This is a genomic window from Pseudarthrobacter phenanthrenivorans Sphe3 (assembly GCF_000189535.1).
GTDB classification, from domain to species: domain Bacteria; phylum Actinomycetota; class Actinomycetes; order Actinomycetales; family Micrococcaceae; genus Arthrobacter; species Arthrobacter phenanthrenivorans.
Map to the genome: position 1 here is coordinate 3,049,740 of NC_015145.1, position 16,637 is coordinate 3,066,376.

Genomic DNA, 16,637 nt, shown 5'->3' on the forward strand with positions numbered 1-16,637 from the left:
TAGGTCCGCTTCCACGCAACCGCATAGGACAGCTATGACCATTACCAGGACTCTGGCCACAAGCCTCATGAGCCTATCCACAGCCGCTTTGTTCACCCTCGCCTCGGCGGGGGGAGCCACGGCCGCCCCTCCGGCCCCGGACACCAGGGATGTTGCCGGAGTCAGCAGCACCAGGACCGCCGGCACTGACGCCGACTACTGGACACCGGACCGGATGAAGGCAGCCATCCCCGGCGACGTGCTGGCCAGGAAGGCGATGCAGCGCCAAAAGGCCAGCAATGCCCACGCCGGGGAAGCTGTCAGCAAGGGAGCTGAGAGCAAGATCAAGGGTTCGGAGCCTTCGGTCCAGCCCTTGGCAAATGCCAGCGAGAACCCGGTTCCGCATATCGGTAAGGTGTTCTTCACCCTGGGCGGGGCGGATTACGTCTGCTCGGCCAACTCCGTGGCCTCCACCAACAGGAATACGGTGTCCACAGCGGGCCACTGCCTCAACGAGGGCCCCGGTGCATTCGCCACGAGGTTCACGTTTGTTCCGGCGTACCTCAACGGGTCGGCGCCCTACGGCAAGTGGTCAGCCAAGGCCCTTTACGCCCCGACCCAGTGGAGCTCATCGGGCAGCATGCAGTACGACACCGGGTTCGCCGTAATGTCACAGCTAAACGGCCGCAACCTTGCAGACGTTGTGGGCGCCTCCGGAGTGCGGTTCAATGCAGCGCGCGGCCTCAGCTACAAGGCCTTTGGCTACCCCGCCGCGGCACCCTTCAACGGCGAATCCCTCAAGAGCTGCTCAGGTACGGCGACCAATGATCCCTACAACCCGCAGTTCAACACCCAGGGAATCCCCTGCAACATGACCGGCGGTTCCTCAGGCGGCCCCTGGTTCATCGGCACCTCGTCCGGCGGATACCAGAACTCGGTCAACAGCTATGGATACGGGAGCAATTCCACCAAGATGTACGGCCCATACTGGGGCTCCGTCATCCAGTCGGCCTATAACGCCGCCGCTTCGTCCTACTAGCCAGATTGCAAAGACCTGAGGGAGGCCGCCCAGCCGGGCGCCTCCCTCAGTTTCTTTGCCGCCGGCGGCCTGATGCCGGCAGGGAGTCAGGACAGCTTAACGATGGCCTGGGCCTTCATCAGGACCTTCTGGCCGGCGGAGACAACAGTGAGGTCGATACGGGCCGTGTTGGCCTCGGCGTCGAGCTTTCCGATGATGCCGCTCACCTCGATTGTGGCGCCGGGTACATCAGTGCCCGTGGTGTCGGTGACCAGGACGGGCTTGGTGAAGCGGGTCTGGAAATCCACCACCGCGCCCGGGTTGCCCGCCCAGTCGCTGACCAGCTGGACGGTGGAGCCCATGGTGAACATGCCATGAGCGATGACGCCGGGCAGTTCCACGCTGGTGGCAAAGGACTCGTTCCAGTGGATGGGGTTGAAGTCGCCGGAAGCACCGGCGTATTTGACCAGGTCCGTGCGGGTGACCCCGATGGTGCGGCTGCCGATTTCCTGGCCCGGGCTGAGTTCGTGGATGCTGAAGCTCATGGTTTACTGTCCCTCTCCGCGGACCAGGATGGATGACGTGGTGGTGGAGACGTGCTCCCGTGAATCGCCGGATCCGAGGGCAAAGATTTCAGAGCGCGTGGTGATCATCGCTCCCCCGCCCATGGCCCGGACGCCGTCCACATGGAGTTCGGCCACCAGCTGGTCGCCGGCGAAAATGGGGCGGTGGTGGATGAAGCGCTGGTCTGCGTGGACCACGCGGGAAAAGTCGATGCCGGCCCCGGGATCTTCGATGAGCTGGGCGTCGGCGCGCTGGGCGATGATGATCGCGAACGTCGGCGGGGCCACCAGGTCCGGGTGGCCCAGGCCCTTGGCGGCATCGACGTCGAAGTGTGCAGGGTGGCTGGCTTTCACGGCGCGGGCGAACTCGCGGATCTTCTCGCGGCCAACGTCGTACACCTCTGCGGCAGGGTAGCTTCGGCCCTGCAGGTCCGGATTGATAGTCATGGGCTCCAGCCTATCGCCAGGCGGCGGAGCGGCCCGAAAGGTTACCGGCCCGGCCCCTGCCGGAGGGTCTTCCGGATTGCCTGGCCGCGGACCACCATGCCGGCGATGTGCAGGACCAGGCCAAGTCCGATCAGCGGGAGGGACGCGATGGCCAGTCCCTGGTTGCCGCTGGTGTTCCCCACCAGGTTCAGGACAATGCCGACGGCGATGAGTCCCATGGCGCTGAAGACCAGGACTTTGTAACGGGTTGGCGCAGTGGCCCAGAATTCGTTCAGCACCGTCCAAGTCTACCGGGACTCAGAACAGCGCCTCCTGGACCGCCGGGACTTCGGAGCGGTGCCGGCCGAGCTCGATGCTGCAGCCCTTGAGCCGGCCCAGGTCCAGCACGAACTCCAGGTCCGCGCCATCCAGGCCGGCCAGGGCAAAACTGCCGCAGACCGACCGGACAGTGAAGCCGTGCGCGCCTGATTCCAGCGCGTGCGGATAGGGGTGGCGGGCAGTGGTGGAGCACAGGCGCCCGGCGAGCCGCGGCCTGCTCCAGGTCTCCTGCACTATCTCAAAACCGTCCTCGGCGGCGGTGGACAGAATCCGCCGGGCATCGTCGGCCAGCCCTGCATTGCGGGCAGTGACCAGCTCTGCGGGTGCCGGGGCGGCCAGGGCGGCGGCTTTGGCGGCAGCACGCACCTGCTGCGGCAGGCCGGCGTCGCGCGTTACCAGGTCCTCCAGGATGCGCACTACCTTCCCGTCCCCGGCACGCGCCACATAGCTGGCCGCCACGGCGCCCTGCTCGGCAAGCCGCTGCCACTTCCGAAGGTCCGAGGCCGTCCCGACCTTGCTGGCACCGTTGGCGAAGGTCGCGACGTAGAGCCAGTGTGGCTGCATGAGATAGCTGCGCAGCCCGGCCGGGACGCCGCCGCCCCGGTGGAAATCGTGCATCAGCCGGAAGTCGTCCGCCACGAAGCAGCGCTCGCACTGGTGCCCGCGGGCGGACGGCGACCGGTCCTTGCACAGCACGTGGTCACGGTGGGCCGGGCCGTAGACCCTGTGGTGGCCCAGGCAGGACTTTCCTTCGCCGGCGACCCGGAAGCCCAGCCGAGTGCCGTCGTCGAGCGCCGTCTCGAGGAAGGTGCCGTCCGGCGCCAGCAGCCGCAGCACGGGTGCGGCTCCGGAGGGGCGGGCAGGATCCTCCGGAGCAGGCCAAAAGACCCCGTGGACCAGATAGGCGGTATCGGTCACGGGGTCTCCTGAAGCAAGGGGGGCGGGCCTACAGCGCTGGCTGTACCCCGAAGGCGACCGCGAGCTTCATGATCTTCTCGGCGCGGCCCAGACGGGGCAGGTCGGAGCCGTCCCGGATAACGCGGCCGTTGGCTTCGAAATCTGCCATGAAGTCCGTGGCCCAGGCTACGTCGGACGGTGTGGGGCTGATGACCTCATTGATGACGGGGGTCTGGTCAATGGCCAGGCAGAGCTTGCCGGTCATGCCCATCATCACCGTGATGCCGGTCTGCTCGCGCAGGATGGGGTGGTTGGTGCCCACGGTGGGGCCGTCGATGGGGCCCGGAAGGTTGCCCACCCGGCTGGCGACTACGAGCTTGGCCCGGGGGTAGGCCATGGCCTCGGCAGTGGCGGCCATGCCGGTGTCGCGGCGGAAGTCGCCGGAGCCGAAGGCCAGGCGGAAGGCGCCCTGGGCCTTGGCAATGTGGTTGGCTTCCTCGATGCCGACGGCGGATTCCACCAGCGGGATCACGGGCGTCTTGCCGTCCATGCGGTGGAAGCTTTCGGTGACCTGGTCCGCGGACTCGGTCTTGGCAAGCATCACGCCGAGCAGGCCGGGGGTGCCGCGGAGGCCGGCGAGGTCGTCAGCCCAGAACGGGCTGGTGGCGTCATTAATGCGGACCCAGGCCTTGCCGCCCGCGGTCAGCCAGTCCACCACGTTGTTCCGGGCCTGGTCCTTCTGGGAGGGGTCCACGGCATCTTCAATATCCAGGATGATCGAATCGGCGCGGGAGACTGCCGACTGGTCGAAGAGCTCGGTCTTCATGGCATTTACGAGGAGCCAGGAGCGGGCGATCTCTGCTGGGATATTGCGTTCCGGCCTTACGGTCTCGGTGGCGATGGTAGACGTCATGTATCTACCGTATCCGCCCGGCCACCGCGATGCCGCAGAAAATGGCCCGCTTGTGAGGATCAATACGAACTAAACGGGATGTGACTCGGGTCCCGGCGAAAACAGGTAGCAGCAAGTGTCGTTTTGGGGCGACAAAACGACACTTGCTGCTACTTAGTTGGGGTGGGTCAGGGGATGTTGCTGCCGCGCGCAGTGACCCAGAGTTTGTACCAGTCCGCGCGGGTCATGGCCTGGGCCACGCGGGCGGCCCCCGCGCAGGCCCGGATCCGGCCGGGGTTGATGGTCCCGATCACGGGCGCTATGCCGGCCGGGTGCTTCATCAGCCAGCCCAACAGGACGGACTCCCCCGCGCTGCCGTACTCCCCCACCAGGGACGCCACCAGTTCGGCGGTGGCAGCCTCGGCGGACGTGGGGCTTTCCGGTTCCGCACCCGTGTACAGGCCCTTGGCCAGGGAGCCGTAGGCCTGCAGGGTGATGGAGTTCCGGACGCAGTACTCCAGGGTGCCGTGCGGGAAGCTGTAGTCCAGGTGCTCGGCGTGGTTCACCAGCACCTGGCTTTCCAGCCAGGCCCGCTTGAGCAGGCTCATCTCCAGCTGGTTCGCCACCACCGGGGTTTCCAGCCGGTCCTGCAGCGCCTCGATCTGCGCCCCGGACATATTGGAGACGCCGAGCTGCCGGACCTTGCCTTCCGCCATCAGCTGCCCGACGGCGGACGCCACCTCCGCCGGGTCCGCCAGGGGGTCCGGGCGGTGCAGCAGGAGGATGTCCACATAGTCGGTGCGGAGCCGCTTCAGGCTTTCGTTGACCCGTTCCAGGATGGCTTCCCGGCTGAGGTCATAGTGCGTCTGCAGGCCGCGTTCATTGAGCCTGATGCCGCACTTGGTCTGCAGCCGGATGCGGTCCCGTAGGCCGGGTGTGGCGGCCAGCACCTCCCCGAAGACAGCCTCCGACTTGCCGCTGCGGTAGATGTCCGCGTGGTCGAACAGCGTGATGCCCGCGTCCAGGGCGGCGTCGATGGCGGCAGCGGCCTGGTCCACATGCTCACCGGCATGCGGCTCGTCGGACCAGCTGCCGCCCAGGCCCATGCAGCCATAGATCAGTTCCTGCATCAGGAAGGCCGCCGTTCCGGTACGGGTACAGGCATCAGCGCAGCCATGCAGTGGTGTTCGCCGGCAGCTTGCCATCCTCCAGGGGTGCGCTGGTGACCAGCACTTCACCGGCGGGAAGGTCGACGGCGGTGTCCCCGAAGTTGGTCACGGACTGCCAGCCGTTGGGCCGGCGGAAGTGCAGGACCTCCGGGTTGCCGTTCTCCACCCATTCCAGCTCTTCGTCCGTCAGCAGTTCGCGGCGGAGCTTCAGGGCCCTGCGGTACAGCTCCAGGGTGGAGCCCTCGGTCCCGTCCTGCGCCTCGACGGCGTACTTGCTGAACCAGTCGGGCTGGGGCAGGTGCGAACCTCCTTCGCCGAAGCCGAAGGAGGTTCCTTCAACCTTCCACGGCAGCGGGACGCGGCAGCCGTCGCGGCCGATCTCCACGCCCTTGTTGCGGAAGAAGGACGGATCCTGGCGCTCGGATTCAGGGATCTCCGCCACTTCCTGGAGGCCCAGCTCCTCGCCCTGGTACAGGTAGGCGGAGCCCGGGACAGCCAGCATCAGCAGGGTGGCGGCGCGGGCGCGGCGTTCACCGAGCTCCGTGTCCAGTTCCTCCTTGGGGCCGCCGGCGAGCAGCCAGTCCTTGCCGTCCTGGCCCTTGGTGCCTGCCTTGCCCTTCGAGACCTGGGGCAGGCCATAGCGGGTGGCATGGCGGACCACGTCGTGGTTGGAAAAGACCCACGTGGAGGAGGCACCGGTGGCGGCCGCCTCGGCCAGGTTACGGGTGATGATCTCCTTGTACTCGGCGGCGTTGAAGTCAGCCTGCAGCAGGTCGAAGTTGAAGGCCTGGCCAAGGCCCTCCGGGCTGGCGTAGCGTGCCCGGCGGGTTGCGTGGACCCAGGCTTCAGCCACGGCGGTGCGCGGCGGGTTGTACTCGTTGAACACCTCGCGCCACTCGGCGTAGATCTCATGCACTTCGTCGCGGTCCCAGAAGGGGTGCGTGCCGTCGTCGAACCCGTCCACGCCCGTGTTGGCCGCGCTCAGCTCCAGCTTGGACAGCAGCGGCTCGGTGAGGTCCTTGGTGAGTGCGTGCGCCACGTCGACGCGGAAGCCGTCCACTCCGCGGTCGGACCAGAACCGCAGGGTCTTCAGGAAGTCCTCGCGGATTTCCCGGTTGGACCAGTTCAGGTCGGGCTGTTCCTTCGCGAAGATGTGCATGTACCACTGGCCGGGGCTGCCGTCCGGCTCGGTGATGCGCTCCCACGCCGGGCCGCCAAAGACCGAGTCCCAGTCCGACGGCGGGAACTCGCCGTTCGGTCCCTTGCCGTCACGGAAGATGTAGCGGTCCCGGGCCGGAGAGCCCTTGGGTGAGGCCAATGCCTCCTGGAACCACTTGTGCCGGTTGGAGGAGTGGTTGGGGACGATGTCCGCGATCAGCTTGATGCCTGCCTCGTGCAAGGCAGCGGCCATCTCGTCGAAGTCCTCGAGGGTGCCCAGCTTGGGGTCCACGTCGCGGTAGTCGTCCACGTCGTAGCCGCCATCCGCGAGTGCCGAGGGGTAGAAGGGGCTCAGCCAGACGGCGTCGATCCCCAGGGACTTCAGGTACGGCACCTTGGAGGTGATGCCCTTGAGGTCACCGATGCCGTCACCGTTGGAGTCAGCGAAGCTGCGCGGATAGATCTGGTAGACGGATGCCTGGCGCCACCAGTTCGGATCGGCCGGGCGGTCGGAATCGGAAAGGGTTGCCAGGGTGGCGGTGGTGGACAAGGGATGATCCTTTGCTTCCGTTGGGGGTATATTTATTTTGAGGCTAAATTTAGTTACTGGAATATTATCTGGCGCAAACGACGGAAAGGTCAACAGCATGTCTGAATCCCCTGCCGCCACCCCCCAACTGCTCCGGAGGGTCAGTGCCGGCGCCGTGCTGGAATTCCTGCGGACCACAGCAGTGGTGACTGTTTCCGAGATCATGGAGGCCACGGGACTGACGCGCGCCACCGCGATAGCCGTTTGCGAGGACCTCAAGGAACGCGGGTGGATCCGGGAGCTGGAGAACCAGAGGGCTTTTGGCGGATACCAGAAGGGCCGCCCCGCCAGGCGCTTCGAGCTCAATGAGCGCGCCGGTTGCGTCCTGGGGATGGATGTGGGCGTTTCCAAGGCGACGGTGGTGGTGTCAGACCTTCGCGGGAACATCCTGGGCAGGTCAACCCAGCCCTTCGCGGAGGCGGAGATTTCCGCGGCTGAGCGCGTGTCCGTCATCGACCGCACGGCACTCTCCGCGCTCCAGAACGCGGGGGCCTCTCCTGATTCCGTCCTGGCCGTCTCAGCCGGCATCGCCGCTCCCGTTGACCGGCACGGCGATGTGCTGCAGGCCCAGCACTTCTGGGGCCTGTTCGACGTCGGGCTGAAGGCGGCCCTGCGCGACAGGCGCGGCTGGACGGTGCTGCTGGAAAACGACGCCAACCTCGCCGCCCTGGGCGAGCGCTGGCAGGGCTCCGCCGCGGGCGTGGATGACGTTGTGGTCATCCTCGCCGGTGAGCGGCTTGGCGCAGGGGTGGTCGACGGCGGGCGGCTGCTGCACGGCAGCCGCGGCGGTGCCGGCGAGTTGGCTTTCCTGGAGTACGTCCAGGGCGTGGGAGACACGTACGGGATCGCGAGCGTGGCCAGGGCATGGGCGGCCGAGGCGCTGGCTGGCGGGGCGCGGACTTCCCTCCGGGAGCTGGCAGCCGGCGGCGCCGAAGCCGAGCACGTCTTCGCGGCCGCAGCCGGAGGTGATGCTGTGGCCCTGGAGATCCTCGACCGCCTGGCGGACAGGATGGCCAGGGTGATCGGCGCCGTGGCCACGATGCTCAACCCGGAACTCGTTGTCATCGCCGGCGCGGTGGCAAACTCCGCCGGCGTGCTGCTGGAGCCCATTGCCCGGAAGCTGAAGGAGTTCACAGTGACACCGCCAAGGGTGGCGGTGTCACCACTGGGCGATTCAGTCGTCACCCTGGGGGCTGTGCGCGCTGCCCTGGATCACGTGGAGAAGAATTCGCTGGACCTCCAGCTGGCAGTGTCAGCTGAGTGATTCCAGCGCGGCGGCAACGGGCAGGGAGCCGTCGCAGAACTCTATGGTCTTGCCGGCCGTCTGGGGCAGGTCAAGCACGGCAGCAGCCACAATGGCGGTGTTGCTGCGGGACGTTGACCGGTCCCCCTCCGCCGGGCTCACGGTGATCATGCCGGTTCCGGGTTTGTCAGTGAGGCCGCCCGGTCCCAGGATCGTCCAGGCCAGGCCGGTGCCGCGGAGGTATTCGTCGGCGGCAGCCTTGGCCTCGGCGTAGGGAAAGAAGCCGTGGTCGGCCGGCACGCCGTGATCCCTGCGGGCTCCCAGGTAGGACACCATCACGTAGCGGTTGACTCCGGCCTGGGCCGCAGCGTCCATGGACCGGATTGCCGCGTCCCGGTCCACGGCGTACGTCCGGGCAGGGTTTCCGCCACCGGCCCCCGCCGACCAGACCACGGCGTCATGGCCCTTCAGAGCCCCGGCGATCTCCGCCGTCGTCGAATTTTCAACGTCAAGGACCGACGGCGTTGCCCCCGTGTCCGCCACATCCTGCGCATGGTCAGGGTTACGGATGAACGACGTGACGCTGTGGCCTTCCTCGGTGAGCAGGGCGGACAGGTGCAGGGCCACTTTGCCGTGGCCGCCAATGATTGCGATTCGGGTCATGGCCCTATTCTGCTCCCCCACCGCGCCGGCGCCGCACCCCGCCGCGCAGGTCCCCCGGAGTTCAGGACAGGACGCGGTAGCGGAGGTACACCACCCCGTTGCCGAACCTGCGCTCGTCCAGCAGGTCGAGCTGCAGGTTCAGCCCCTCCGGCAGGAACCTCAGCCCACCGCCCACGGCAACGGGGCTGAGGAAAATACAGCATTCATCAACCAGCCCGGCGCGGAGCGCGGCGGCGGCCAGTGTTGCCCCGCCGATGCTGATGCTGCCGCCCGCTCCGGCTTTCAGCTCCCTGACGGCATCAGGGTTGAACTCCCGCTCGACACGCGTCCTGGCGGTCCCGGCACCCGCCAGAGTGGAGGAGTAGACAATTTTCTCGGCACCCCGCCAGATCCTTGCGTAGTCCTGGATGACCTCCGGCTCCCCGGGCCCGCCCATCGTCTCCCACACCGCCATGACCTCGTACAGGCGGCGTCCGTAAAGGTGCGTGCCGGCGTCGCGCTCCAGGTCGTTGATGAAGGCGTGGACCTCCTCATCCGGAGCACTCCAGTCGAAGTTTCCGGAGCTGTCCGCCACGTAGCCGTCCAGGGAGGCGATGGCGGTGTAGATGAGCTGGCGCATGCGCCCATTCTCCCGCCACAGCCTCGTTTTTGTCAGGGATCCCGGCAGGGACGCCGCTCCCCCGCTTGGCTACTGCTTTACAAGGGTGTTGCCGTAGCCCGCATCGCAGGTGCCGTCGTGGATGACGCCGGCTCCCGGCGCGACCACGTAGTTGCTGGCCGGGTTGAAAACGGCGGTCTTGACGTTGGTTACCTTGCGGGCGCAGGCGTTGGCCGCGTCTGCACTGGCGCTCTGGCCGCCGATCCACATGTCAATCCAGATGGTGGAGTTGGTGCCGTGCGCGTTGGCACCCTGGTGGCAGGGGCCGTTCTCGGGATCCCTGCCGTCGCCACAGGTGTCTTCGACGATGAAGTAGCGGCGGACGTCCGGGAGGTAGATCCGCGTGCCGGCCGGGAAGTCCAGCACGTCCTCCCCGGTGGCCAGCGAATGCCCCACGGCGATGGTGATCGGGTCTTCGTACGTGCCGGTGCCCCCGGCAGTCTTGTGCAGTACCGGGTGGCTGATCGCAGCTGAGCCTGCCGGAGTGTTGTCGTACCAGGTGTAAGCCGTTGTGTAGGTGGTGGTGACGATCTGCTCAGAGGATGCGGCCGGAGTGGCCGCCGGTGACTGCTTCGGGGCGGAAGGCATCGCCGAGGGAGCCAGGCCCGCGGCCGGCACCCGGTCCGCCGTCCGCGCCAGCGCAGCAGCCTCGCTGGCCGTCGCCCCAGGCGTTGGCTTCCCTTTCTCCGCCGCTGCGGCAGCTTCGGCTTTCTTGGCCTTCTCGTCTGCGGCAGCCTTTTCGGCCTTCTCCGCCGCCGCGGCCTCGGCCTTCTTGGCGGCAGCCCTCTCGGCAGCTGCCTTCTGCGATACGCCGACCTCGGCGGCGGGCGAGCCCTGCCACGTGTTGGAGCCGGCTTCAACCCCGGCAGACGAATCTGAGGACAGTGGGGCCGGGGCGCCGGTGACGTCGCTGCAGGCGGAGGTGGCAAGGAGAGCCGCAAGGACGCCGGCGGCGAGCAGACTATTTCTGCGCATGGAAAACTAAGCCTCTTCATGGGAATGCGGACAGGGCAGTGAGCCTTAGGCGTGCTCCTGCCCGGAAACGGTCACGGTCTGCGGAACGCAAGGCGTTGAAGCCTGGGACTTACCACACGCAAAAGCATTCGGAATGCTTCATTAAGGCGTGTACGCCAACCAGTGACCTAAACGTTACCTTGCCCCATAGCGGGGGCGCGAATCGGTGACGGGGGGCCGGTCCCAGCCCTTGGGCGGCAACCGGAACATCGGCGGCTTAAACAGGAAAACCCCCGGAATCTCGGGGATTCCGGGGGCTTAGCCTGTAGCGGTGGGGAGGCTCGATCTCCCGACCTCACGATTATGAGTCGTGCGCTCTAACCAACTGAGCTACACCGCCACGAATGAGAAAAACCTGCGCCAAGCCGGTCAAAACCGCCTTGACACAGGCCCTCATCCAGAGCCCCCCACCGGAATCGATCCGGTGACCTCGTTCTTACCAAGAACGCGCTCTACCACTGAGCTAGGGGGGCAACGAGTAAATACTCTACCGGAAGATTTCACCACCAACAAATCGGGCGCCAGGGCGGTTTCGGAGTGCTGGAACACCTGGCTTCCGGACATCAAAAACCCCCGTTTTCCGCGCCATTCCTGGGGTGTGCGGGCAAACTGGCAGCGGCGCCGGGCCTCTGCCCGGACGCGTTCAGGTGCTCACGAAGGCGCTGATGTGGCGAGCCCCACACCCGGCTGGAGTTTTTGGGCACACACCGGGACTTCAGCGCTCCGGAAGTCCCGGTAGCTGCCAGAATTCCGAGCGTTAAACGCCGGTGGGTCGGCTCGAAAGCCGGCCCACCAGAGGAACGTGTCAGCTAGCTGACGGGTTTACCACTTGCCCTTGCGGTTGAAGTCCCGCTGGCCGCCCTCGTTGCCGTGGCGGGGCTTGCGGGAGCCGTCACCGTGGCCGCCGAAGCGGGAGTCGCTGGCCTGGCCGCGGCTGGCACCGCTGTCGGCACCAAAGGAGGAACGCTCGCTGTACGAGCGGCCTCCGCGGTCCGCAGAGGAGCGCTCGCCGTCGTTCTTCCGGAATTCCTTCTTGAACCCGCCGTTGCCCTTGAAGTTGCCGCCCCGGTCTCCGCCGCGGTTGCCCTGGTAGGAGCCGCGCTCGCCGGAGGGCTTGCGGCCGTTGTCCAGTTCGAGGTGGATCAGCTCGCCGCCGATCCGGGTGCGGGACAGTGCCCGCAGCTGCTCGGGGCTCAGGTCCGCCGGGAGCTCCACCAGGGAGTGGTCCGAGCGGATGTCGATGCCGCCGATCTGTGCCGAGGAGATGCCGCCCTCGTTGGCAATGGCGCCCACGATGGAGCCGGGCATGACGCGCTGGCGGCGTCCCACCGCGATCCGGTACGTAGCGTTGCCCTCGGTGAGCGCGCGGGTGGGCCCGCGGGAGCCGAAGCCGTCCTTGGAGCGCTCGCGCTTCTGAAACTCCGGAGCTGCCGGCAGTTCCTTGACCAGGAGCGGCTGCCCGCCCTGCGCCATGACGGCAAGGGCTGCGGCGATCTCCGAGGCGGGCACGTTGTGCTCTTCCTCGTAGGAGGCGATGAGGTCGCGGAACGGAGCCACGTCCTCGGAGGCCAGAGTTTCCGTGATGCGCTCGGCGAACTTGCCCAGGCGGAGGGTGTTCACGGTTTCCGCCGTGGGCAGGTGCATCTGCTCCACCGGCTGGCGCGTGGCCTTCTCGATGGAACGCAGCAGGTACTTCTCACGCGGCGTCATGAACAGGATGGCGTCGCCGGAACGGCCTGCACGGCCGGTGCGGCCGATGCGGTGCACGTAGGACTCGGTGTCGTGCGGGATGTCGTAGTTGATGACGTGGCTGATGCGCTCCACGTCAAGGCCACGGGCGGCGACGTCGGTGGCCACGAGGATGTCGATGCGGCCTTCCTTCAGTGCGTCCACGGTGCGCTCGCGCTGCTGCTGCGGAATGTCGCCGTTGATCGCAGCGGCCTGGAAACCGCGGGACTTCAGCTTGTCAGCCAGGTCCTCGGTAGCCATCTTGGTGCGCACGAAGGCGATGACGCCGTCGAACTCTTCAACTTCGAGGATGCGGGTCATGGCGTCGAGCTTGTGCGGGCCCATGACCTGCAGGTACCGCTGCCGGGTGTTGGCGCCGGTGGTGGTCTTGGACTTGACGGAGATCTCGGCCGGGTTGTTCAGGTACTGCTTGGACATGCGGCGGATCTGGCTCGGCATGGTGGCCGAGAACAGCGCAACCTGACGGTCGGACGGGGTCTGCTGGAAGATCTGCTCCACGTCTTCGGCGAAGCCCATGCGCAGCATCTCGTCGGCCTCATCCAGCACCAGGTACTGGAGCTCGGACAGGTCCAGGGAACCCTTGGAGATGTGGTCGATCACGCGGCCGGGGGTACCGACGACAACCTGGGCACCGCGGCGCAGGCCGGCGAGCTGGGGGCCGTAGGCGGAGCCGCCGTACACGGGGAGGACGGTGAAGTCGTCGATGTGCTTGGCATACGAGGTGAAGGCCTCGGCAACCTGGAGGGCCAGCTCACGGGTGGGAGCCAGGACCAGGGCCTGGGTCTTGCGGGACGGGCCATTGAGGTCGTGGAGCTCGGCCAGGCGGGACAGTGCCGGTACTGCGAATGCTGCAGTCTTACCGGTGCCGGTCTGGGCGAGGCCCACGACGTCGCGGCCTTCGAGCAGCAGCGGGATGGTTGCTGCCTGGATGGGGGAAGGCTTTTCGTAGCCGACATCCTGCAGGGCGGCGAGGACGCGGCCGTCGATGCCGAGGTCGGCGAACTTGATGCCCTCTTCCTCGTCGTCCTCAGCCTTGGCGGCGGGAGCGGCGGGGGCTTCCTCAACCTTTGCGGGGGCTTCGGCAGGAGCTGCTTCAGGGGTTTCGGCGGGTGCCGGAGCGGCCTCGGCTGCGGGAGCAGCGGGCTCGGTGAATTCGATGCTGGCAGTTGCTGTCTCAGCAGTGGCGTCGTTGTGATTTTCGGGCATAGGGAAATATTCCTCATCCATAGGGGGCCAGGCGGCACTACCCGAGGTGAGTGGAGCCGCAGTACGTGTGCCGTGGATGCCGGGCAAACATTGACCGGCCGGTCACAGAAGTCCGGCGCTTTCGCAATCCCGTGGCAGGACTTCCCGCTGCATCTCTTGGCTGCTATCCCAGCAGTCTGTACAGCGTTTTCTTTAGCCGGCTCTCCCTATGAAAATGCCCGCATCGCTTGTGCGGGCCCCAACACTTGCCAGTCCTGCCTCAAAAATTGGGCAGGAATAAGGGATTTCCGGAGTGGGGGATGTTTCAAGTGTAAGGTACGCACCCGCCGCAGCGGAAATTGAACGTACGACGGCGGCGGTGAGCTTGCGCACACCGCTCCCCTTCCAGCCGTCTTGCCCTTGCGGCTACCGGCCCAGCTGCCGTTCCAGCGCCTCGAACTTCTGATTAAACTCCGGCTGCTGCAGGCGGATCTCGCCGTCGGCCTCGGCGTCGCGCAGTGCTTCCATGGCTTCCAGGTCAGGCTCGCTGAACCACTTGCCCACGGTGATGCCGTGCCTGGGGACGTACAGCCGGTGGATATGGTCTCCCGCTTGGATGCTCCCCGTCCGGACCACCCGCAGGTAGGCTCCCACCCGGCCTTCCTCGGTGAAACGCTTGACGAACCGCGGCTCGCGCATGCGGCGCTGGAAGGTGGCGCAGGGCGTGCGCGGCGAGGTGACCTCCACTTCCACGTCCAGGCCGATCTTCCAGCGCTCTCCGATCACCGTGCCGGTGGCATCGATCCCGGCAACCCGCAGGTTTTCACCGAAGAAACCCGGCGGCAGCTCGCGCTGGAGTTCGCCCTCCCAGAAGTCCGCGTCCTCCTGCGAGTAGGCGTAGAGGGCCTGGTCCGGCCCGCCATGGTGGACACGGTTGGCCTGGATGTCGCCCTGCAGGCCCAACCGGTGCACCTTGACCGGGCCTTCGGCGGGACGCTTGTCGATGGCGGTCACGCCTACGTTCGATGCGTCCGGAAGGAGCTGGTGGACGCGGCACACGGCAAGGACAGAGGCGGTTTCCATGGCTCCAGTGTAGGGTCGGCGGCCGGCAGCGGCGGGGAGTTGCCGGGATGGGGACTTCTCCCCTGTTCCGGACGGGCTGCCCTACTCGCAGCCGCTACCGGCAGGGACTACGCTGATTTCAGGATTGCAATTGGGGGGGTGCAGCGCTGTGCCCAATTCACGTGGACAACTGAGGGGGACACCATGGACCCGAACAAGGACCCGGACCGCGGGCGGCCCGGCGGCCAGCCTGCGGGCGAAGGCGGCCAGCCGGGCGGGGACGGGCACGGCGGTGCGAAACCTCCTCCCTGGCAGGTGCCTAAGCCGGAACTGCGCCCGGAACTACTGAACCAGCCGGTCACTCCGGTGGACCCGTTCGCGCGGGACCGCGAACGGCAGCTCAACGAAGAGGCGTCCCGGAAGAAGCGCTCGCAGCGGCGCACCGTCGTCGTGGGCCTCGGCGTCACCGCCCTGCTGGCCGGCACCATCACCGCCGTCGTGGCGAGCAACCAGGACGATCCCGAGTACGCGCAGGTCTGTTTCAATGAAGAAACCGGCGAGCGCGTGGAGGACAGGAGCTGCGAGAGCTCAGCCGCGCGTTCCGGCGGCATCTACGCCTGGTACTTCTTCTCCCGGGGTGCCTACGTTCCGCCCATCGGCCAGAACCGCTCCACGGCTCCCAACTACACCAAAACGGTCCCCAGCGGCGCCAAGGTGGCCACCGGTTACAGCACCAAGGGCGGCACTGTCAGCCGGGGCGGCTTCGGCACCAGCGCCAAGAGCGGCACCAGCGGCGGCGGCAAAGTCTCGGGGGGCTGAGCGTGAAGCGTTTGCTCTCCGATCCCCGTCCCGGATGGAAACAGAAAATTGAGGAACAGGGGCTGGTGTTCTCCACCACCACCATGGACGACGGGCGGAAGGTCGAATACTGGAACGAGGCTGCCTACTACGAGTTCACCCTCGACGAAGTGGAGCGCCTTGAGGAGACGGCCGAAGAAATGCACCGGATGTGCATCGAGGCGGCAAAGTTCCTGGCCACCGGAGCCATGGGCACCATTGGCATCGGACCGCAGGCTTTGGAGCTGGCCGCGGAGTCCCTGCAGGCCGGGGACGTGGATGTGTACGGCCGCTTCGACTTCATTTACGACGGGCAGGGCGGTCCCGCCAAGATGCTCGAGTACAACGCCGACACTCCCACCGGACTGATCGAGGCCGCGGTGGCGCAGTGGTTCTGGCTCCAGGATGTCTTCCCGGAGAAGGACCAGTGGAACGGCATCCACGAGGCCCTGATCCGGCAGTGGAAAAAGATGCAGTACCGCACCGGCATGAGCACCTTGCACGTGGCGCACTCGGAGGTCGAGGAGTCCGGTGAGGACTGGATGACGGCGGCCTACATGCGGGACGTGGCCAGCCAGGCGGGGTGGACCACCATCGGCATCAACATGTCCGATATCGGCTGGGACCCCAACCTGAACCGTTTCGTGGACCTGGACAACTTCATGATCAGCACCATCTTCAAGCTCTACCCGTGGGAGCTGATGATGAAGGAACCGTTCGGTCCCCGGCTGCTGGAGCGCGCGCACAACCCGCGCTGGGTGGAGCCGGCCTGGAAGATGCTGCTCTCCAACAAGGCGCTGCTCGCAGCGTTGTGGCACCTGTATCCGGAGCATCCCAACCTGCTGCCCGCCTTCCTCAACGAGCCCGGCCCGCTGAAGGAGTGGGTGGCCAAGCCGCTGCACGGCCGCGAGGGCGACAACATCAAGATCCACGCGGCCGGTATCAGCCTGGAACAGCCCGGCGGCTACGGCCGCGAGGGCTGGTGCTACCAGCAGTACCAGGAACTGCCGGATTTTGACGGCAACCATCCCGTCCTGGGCCTGTGGGTGGTGGACGGCGAATCGGTAGGCTGCGGTATCCGCGAATCCGACGGGCCCGTCACGGACTACTTCTGCCGCTTCGTGCCCAACACCATCGACGCGCCCGCGCCGCTTTCGGCCGTGGCTTCCTCCAGCAAAGCAGGTATCGCACTATGA

General features: G+C 66.7%; 16 protein-coding genes and 2 tRNA genes. 4 read left to right on the forward strand and 14 right to left on the reverse strand.

What is annotated here, in order from left to right; genetic code table 11:
* The first annotated feature begins 34 nt into the window (after nucleotides 1-34).
* Nucleotides 35-1,018 (forward strand): trypsin-like serine peptidase, encoded by a 984-nt coding sequence (locus ASPHE3_RS14150; RefSeq protein WP_013601876.1) that lies wholly within the window; start codon nucleotides 35-37, stop codon nucleotides 1,016-1,018.
* Nucleotides 1,019-1,104: 86 nt separating this feature from the next.
* On the opposite strand, the gene ASPHE3_RS14155 is transcribed toward ASPHE3_RS14150, so the two are convergent.
* The 7 genes from ASPHE3_RS14155 to ASPHE3_RS14185 form a co-directional block, all read right to left on the reverse strand.
* Nucleotides 1,105-1,542, reverse strand: a complete 438-nt coding sequence (locus ASPHE3_RS14155) for a MaoC family dehydratase (protein WP_013601877.1) — start codon at nucleotides 1,540-1,542, stop codon at nucleotides 1,105-1,107.
* Between the two features lie 3 nt (nucleotides 1,543-1,545).
* Nucleotides 1,546-2,007: an FAS1-like dehydratase domain-containing protein gene (locus ASPHE3_RS14160; RefSeq protein ID WP_013601878.1), complete on the reverse strand. Its 462-nt coding sequence runs from the start codon at nucleotides 2,005-2,007 to the stop codon at nucleotides 1,546-1,548.
* A 41-nt stretch (nucleotides 2,008-2,048) separates the two neighbouring features.
* A complete protein-coding gene (locus ASPHE3_RS14165) occupies nucleotides 2,049-2,285 on the reverse strand; it encodes a DUF3188 domain-containing protein (RefSeq protein ID WP_013601879.1) in 237 nt (78 codons plus the stop codon).
* Nucleotides 2,286-2,304: 19 nt separating this feature from the next.
* Nucleotides 2,305-3,243 (reverse strand): DUF2797 domain-containing protein, encoded by a 939-nt coding sequence (locus ASPHE3_RS14170; protein ID WP_013601880.1) that lies wholly within the window; start codon nucleotides 3,241-3,243, stop codon nucleotides 2,305-2,307.
* A 28-nt stretch (nucleotides 3,244-3,271) separates the two neighbouring features.
* Complete coding sequence (locus ASPHE3_RS14175) at nucleotides 3,272-4,135, reverse strand: HpcH/HpaI aldolase/citrate lyase family protein (RefSeq protein ID WP_013601881.1); 864 nt, start codon at nucleotides 4,133-4,135, stop codon at nucleotides 3,272-3,274.
* A gap of 167 nt (nucleotides 4,136-4,302) precedes the next feature.
* A complete protein-coding gene (locus tag ASPHE3_RS14180; RefSeq protein WP_013601882.1) occupies nucleotides 4,303-5,244 on the reverse strand; it encodes an aldo/keto reductase in 942 nt (313 codons plus the stop codon).
* 34 nt (nucleotides 5,245-5,278) lie between these two features.
* The gene (locus ASPHE3_RS14185) at nucleotides 5,279-6,991 is read right to left on the reverse strand and encodes a glycoside hydrolase family 13 protein (protein ID WP_013601883.1); all 1,713 of its coding nucleotides are present in this window, start codon (nucleotides 6,989-6,991) and stop codon (nucleotides 5,279-5,281) included.
* 97 nt (nucleotides 6,992-7,088) lie between these two features.
* Here ASPHE3_RS14185 and ASPHE3_RS14190 point away from each other — a divergent pair, with 97 nt between their 5' ends.
* Nucleotides 7,089-8,294: an ROK family protein gene (locus tag ASPHE3_RS14190; RefSeq protein ID WP_013601884.1), complete on the forward strand. Its 1,206-nt coding sequence runs from the start codon at nucleotides 7,089-7,091 to the stop codon at nucleotides 8,292-8,294.
* Here the strand turns inward: ASPHE3_RS14190 and ASPHE3_RS14195 are convergent.
* From ASPHE3_RS14195 to ASPHE3_RS14230, 7 genes are all read right to left on the reverse strand, one after another.
* Complete coding sequence (locus ASPHE3_RS14195; protein WP_013601885.1) at nucleotides 8,283-8,936, reverse strand: SDR family oxidoreductase; 654 nt, start codon at nucleotides 8,934-8,936, stop codon at nucleotides 8,283-8,285. The two genes, ASPHE3_RS14190 and ASPHE3_RS14195, sit on opposite strands and share 12 nt — an antisense overlap.
* Before the next feature lie 61 nt (nucleotides 8,937-8,997).
* Complete coding sequence (locus ASPHE3_RS14200) at nucleotides 8,998-9,555, reverse strand: dihydrofolate reductase family protein (RefSeq protein ID WP_013601886.1); 558 nt, start codon at nucleotides 9,553-9,555, stop codon at nucleotides 8,998-9,000.
* A gap of 69 nt (nucleotides 9,556-9,624) precedes the next feature.
* A complete protein-coding gene (locus ASPHE3_RS21240; RefSeq protein ID WP_013601887.1) occupies nucleotides 9,625-10,569 on the reverse strand; it encodes a hypothetical protein in 945 nt (314 codons plus the stop codon).
* Between the two features lie 305 nt (nucleotides 10,570-10,874).
* A tRNA-Met gene (locus tag ASPHE3_RS14215) sits at nucleotides 10,875-10,948 on the reverse strand.
* A gap of 61 nt (nucleotides 10,949-11,009) precedes the next feature.
* Nucleotides 11,010-11,081, reverse strand: a tRNA-Thr gene (locus ASPHE3_RS14220).
* A gap of 349 nt (nucleotides 11,082-11,430) precedes the next feature.
* Nucleotides 11,431-13,563, reverse strand: coding sequence for a DEAD/DEAH box helicase (locus tag ASPHE3_RS14225; RefSeq protein WP_013601888.1), 2,133 nt, complete (start codon nucleotides 13,561-13,563; stop codon nucleotides 11,431-11,433).
* A gap of 405 nt (nucleotides 13,564-13,968) precedes the next feature.
* On the reverse strand, nucleotides 13,969-14,625 hold the full coding sequence (locus tag ASPHE3_RS14230; protein WP_013601889.1) for an MOSC domain-containing protein: 657 nt from the start codon (nucleotides 14,623-14,625) through the stop codon (nucleotides 13,969-13,971).
* 183 nt (nucleotides 14,626-14,808) lie between these two features.
* Between ASPHE3_RS14230 and ASPHE3_RS14235 the strand changes: the two genes are divergently transcribed.
* Nucleotides 14,809-15,423 carry a Tat pathway signal protein gene (locus ASPHE3_RS14235; RefSeq protein ID WP_013601890.1) on the forward strand — a complete coding sequence of 205 codons (615 nt, stop codon included), beginning with the start codon at nucleotides 14,809-14,811 and terminating at the stop codon, nucleotides 15,421-15,423.
* A gap of 2 nt (nucleotides 15,424-15,425) precedes the next feature.
* Entirely contained in the window at nucleotides 15,426-16,637 is a 1,212-nt protein-coding gene (locus tag ASPHE3_RS14240) for a glutathionylspermidine synthase family protein (protein ID WP_041652230.1), read from the forward strand.

Excerpts from the sequence above, each read along its gene's own strand:
- ASPHE3_RS14155 (WP_013601877.1), bottom strand. The coding sequence starts at position 1,542 with ATGAGCTTCAGCATCCACGAACTCAGCCCGGGCCAGGAAATCGGCAGC.
- ASPHE3_RS14190 (WP_013601884.1), top strand. The coding sequence starts at position 7,089 with ATGTCTGAATCCCCTGCCGCCACCCCCCAACTGCTCCGGAGGGTCAGT.
- ASPHE3_RS14200 (WP_013601886.1), bottom strand. The coding sequence starts at position 9,555 with ATGCGCCAGCTCATCTACACCGCCATCGCCTCCCTGGACGGCTACGTG.
- ASPHE3_RS14160 (WP_013601878.1), bottom strand. The coding sequence starts at position 2,007 with ATGACTATCAATCCGGACCTGCAGGGCCGAAGCTACCCTGCCGCAGAG.
- ASPHE3_RS14195 (WP_013601885.1), bottom strand. The coding sequence starts at position 8,936 with ATGACCCGAATCGCAATCATTGGCGGCCACGGCAAAGTGGCCCTGCAC.
- ASPHE3_RS14235 (WP_013601890.1), top strand. The coding sequence starts at position 14,809 with ATGGACCCGAACAAGGACCCGGACCGCGGGCGGCCCGGCGGCCAGCCT.
- ASPHE3_RS14175 (WP_013601881.1), bottom strand. The coding sequence starts at position 4,135 with ATGACGTCTACCATCGCCACCGAGACCGTAAGGCCGGAACGCAATATC.
- ASPHE3_RS14225 (WP_013601888.1), bottom strand. The coding sequence starts at position 13,563 with ATGCCCGAAAATCACAACGACGCCACTGCTGAGACAGCAACTGCCAGC.
- ASPHE3_RS14230 (WP_013601889.1), bottom strand. The coding sequence starts at position 14,625 with ATGGAAACCGCCTCTGTCCTTGCCGTGTGCCGCGTCCACCAGCTCCTT.
- ASPHE3_RS14180 (WP_013601882.1), bottom strand. The coding sequence starts at position 5,244 with ATGCAGGAACTGATCTATGGCTGCATGGGCCTGGGCGGCAGCTGGTCC.
- ASPHE3_RS21240 (WP_013601887.1), bottom strand. The coding sequence starts at position 10,569 with ATGCGCAGAAATAGTCTGCTCGCCGCCGGCGTCCTTGCGGCTCTCCTT.
- ASPHE3_RS14150 (WP_013601876.1), top strand. The coding sequence starts at position 35 with ATGACCATTACCAGGACTCTGGCCACAAGCCTCATGAGCCTATCCACA.